The sequence below is a fragment of the Cellulomonas sp. IC4_254 genome (assembly GCF_011603975.1).
In the GTDB taxonomy this organism is placed as follows: Bacteria; Actinomycetota; Actinomycetes; order Actinomycetales; family Cellulomonadaceae; genus Cellulomonas.
In genome coordinates this window covers 1-2,545 of sequence record NZ_JAANNB010000314.1, presented here as the reverse complement: position 1 = coordinate 2,545, position 2,545 = coordinate 1, and the positions used below count along the sequence as shown (strand labels likewise).

The following is a 2,545-nucleotide window of genomic DNA, read 5'->3' as shown; positions in this document are numbered from 1 at the left end:
GCACCGCGGCCACCTGGCCGGCCCCGGCCGCACCCCGCAGCCCCCCGTCGGCGGGCACCCCGACCCGGGCGGTCAGCCCCGCCAGGGCCCGCACGTTCGCGCGCGCCCAGGACGCGCGGTCGACGACCCGGACGTCGTGCGCGGGCGCGGCCGCGTCGGCGGTCGTCATGCGGGTGATCCGCGCGACGTGCTCGGCGGCGACGGGCGCGGCGGCGCGCAGGTCGGCGACCACCGCGGCCCGCTCGGCGCGCGTGGCGGCGGGCCCGGACCGCACCGCGCGCGCGGCGAGCCGGGCGGCCAGGTCCCAGTCGACGGCCGGCTGCACGCGCCCACCGTAACCACGCCGGGGCGTGCGGTCGCCGCCCGGCACCCCGGCGCCGGGCCGGGTCACCCGCGGCAGCCGCACCCCGCGAGCTGCGTGACGAAGCCGTCCAGCGCCTGTCGCGGCTGGTACTGCCCGACGGCACCGGTCTGGTCGGCCATGAGCACGAACAGCAGCAGCCGCCCGTCGGCGTCGAGGACGGACCCGGCGAGCGACGTGACGCTCGTGAGGCTGCCGGTCTTGGCGCGCACCAGCCCGGTCGCGGCCCCGGACCGGAACCGGTCGGCGAGCGTCCCGGTCAGGCCGCCGAGCGGCATGCCGTTGCTCACCTCGCGGAGCTCGGGGTGCGCGGGGTCGACGACGAGCTGCAGGAGGCCCAGCAGCATCGTGGGCGGCAGCGCCGACCCGTCGGCCAGGCCGGAGGCGTCGGCGAGCGTCGCGCCGGCGGTGTCCACGCCGAGGGTCTGCACGGTGCGCAGCACGGCCTGGGTCGCACCCTCGAAGCTGCCCGGCAGGCCGAGGTCGAGCGCGACCATCCGGGCCACGACCTCGGTGATCGTGTTGTCCGAGGTGTCGAGGAAGTACTGGGCGACCTCGGGCACCGGTGCGGAGTGCACGACGCCGAGCACGTCGCCGGTGGCGGGCCCGGGCACCCGCGTCGGCGCACCGGTGACGGTGATCCCGGCCTCGGTCAGCCGCGCCGCGAACTCGGTGGCCGCGTGCATCGCCGGGTCGGTGCGCCGGGGCGGGTACTCGCCGGCGGAGATCTTGGCGATGTCCACCGCCAGCGGCGCGACGGGCGCGACGAACCCGCTGGTGAGGTCCGCCGGGTCCCAGCCCGGCGCGGTCGCGGGGCCGGTGAACAGCGTGTCGTCGAGGCCGAGGGTCACGCTGTCCCGGCCGGCCAGCCGCAGCTGCACCGCGACCTCCGCCGCGAGGTCGGCGAGCCCCGCGCGGCCGTTCACGGCCTCGGGGTCGCCGACGCCGGACGCCAGCATCATGTCGCCGCCGCCCACCAGGACGACCTGGTCGCCCGCGCCCTGCCGCACGGTGGTGTCGAAGGTCCGGTCGGCGCCGAGCCGGGTCAGCGCCGCCACGCCGGTCACGAGCTTGGCGGTCGAGGCGGGGGTGCGGGGGTCGTCGCCCGCGTGCTCGCCCAGCACCTCCCCGGTGAGCGCGTCCGCGACCAGCACCCCGACCGTCGGGCCCAGCCGGGCGTCGCCCGCGAGCCCCTGCACCAGGGCCTGCACCTGGTCCGCGTCCGGCGCCGGGACGGCGGGGTCGAGGTCGGTCAGCACCGCGGCGCCGGTGCCGGTCGTCGCCGCGCCGGGCGCCTCGGGGAACGGCGCCGCCGGGGCCGCCTCGGGCGCGAGCGTGACGACGCCGGGCACCACGTCGTAGGCGTCCGCGGTCGCGTACGCGCCACCCGCGAGCACCAGCACGAGCGCCGTCACGCCCACCGTCCTGCCCGCGCGCGCCACCGGACCACCGTTCCCGTCGAGTTCTCCCGGCTCGGGCCACCGCCGCGCCGTCCGTGCGTCACACTAGGGGCTTGAAGGCGACGCGCCACCACCTGGCACGCCGCCGTGATCAGCTGCCCGCCGCGGCGCCAGGGTCGCCGGCGGCGGAGACGAAGGAGCGGGTGTGGAGTTCGACGTCACGATCGAGATCCCCAAGGGCCAGCGGAACAAGTACGAGGTCGACCATGCGACCGGTCGGATCCGGCTGGACCGCATGCTGTTCACCTCGACGCGGTACCCGGACGACTACGGCTTCATCGACGGCACGCTGGGCGAGGACGGCGACCCGCTGGACGCCCTGGTGCTCCTCGAGGAGCCGACGTTCCCCGGGTGCCTGATCCGGTGCCGCGCCCTGGGCATGTTCCGCATGCGCGACGAGGCCGGCGGCGACGACAAGGTGCTCTGCGTGCCGACGGGCGACCAGCGCGCCGCCTGGCGCCAGGACATCGACGACGTGTCGGACTTCCACCGCCTGGAGATCCAGCACTTCTTCGAGGTCTACAAGGACCTGGAGCCCGGCAAGTCGGTCGAGGGCGCCCACTGGGTCGGCCGCGCCGAGGCCGAGGCGGAGATCGAGCGCTCCCGGCAGCGCGCGATCGACGCGGGGTACGACCAGCACTGAGCCGCGACGCCGCCCCCGGGCGGTGGCACGGCACGACGAAGGGCCCCGGCGCGCAGCTCGCGCGCCGGGGCCCTTCGCCGT

The 2,545-nt window shown here is 77.4% G+C and carries 3 protein-coding genes; 1 reads left to right on the top strand and 2 read right to left on the bottom strand.

All coding sequences use genetic code 11. The features are described from left to right. Positions 1–325 (bottom strand): zinc-dependent metalloprotease (locus G6556_RS18260; protein ID WP_346775001.1); only part of this gene is annotated, 325 nt, incomplete at its 3' end. A gap of 62 nt (positions 326–387) precedes the next feature. Beyond that, the gene (gene dacB, locus G6556_RS18255) at positions 388–1,776 is read right to left on the bottom strand and encodes a D-alanyl-D-alanine carboxypeptidase/D-alanyl-D-alanine-endopeptidase (protein ID WP_346775000.1); all 1,389 of its coding nucleotides are present in this window, start codon (positions 1,774–1,776) and stop codon (positions 388–390) included. A 190-nt stretch (positions 1,777–1,966) separates the two neighbouring features. Here dacB and G6556_RS18250 point away from each other — a divergent pair, with 190 nt between their 5' ends. Continuing rightward, positions 1,967–2,464: an inorganic diphosphatase gene (locus G6556_RS18250; protein WP_146835884.1), complete on the top strand. Its 498-nt coding sequence runs from the start codon at positions 1,967–1,969 to the stop codon at positions 2,462–2,464. Positions 2,465–2,545: the final 81 nt, after the last annotated feature.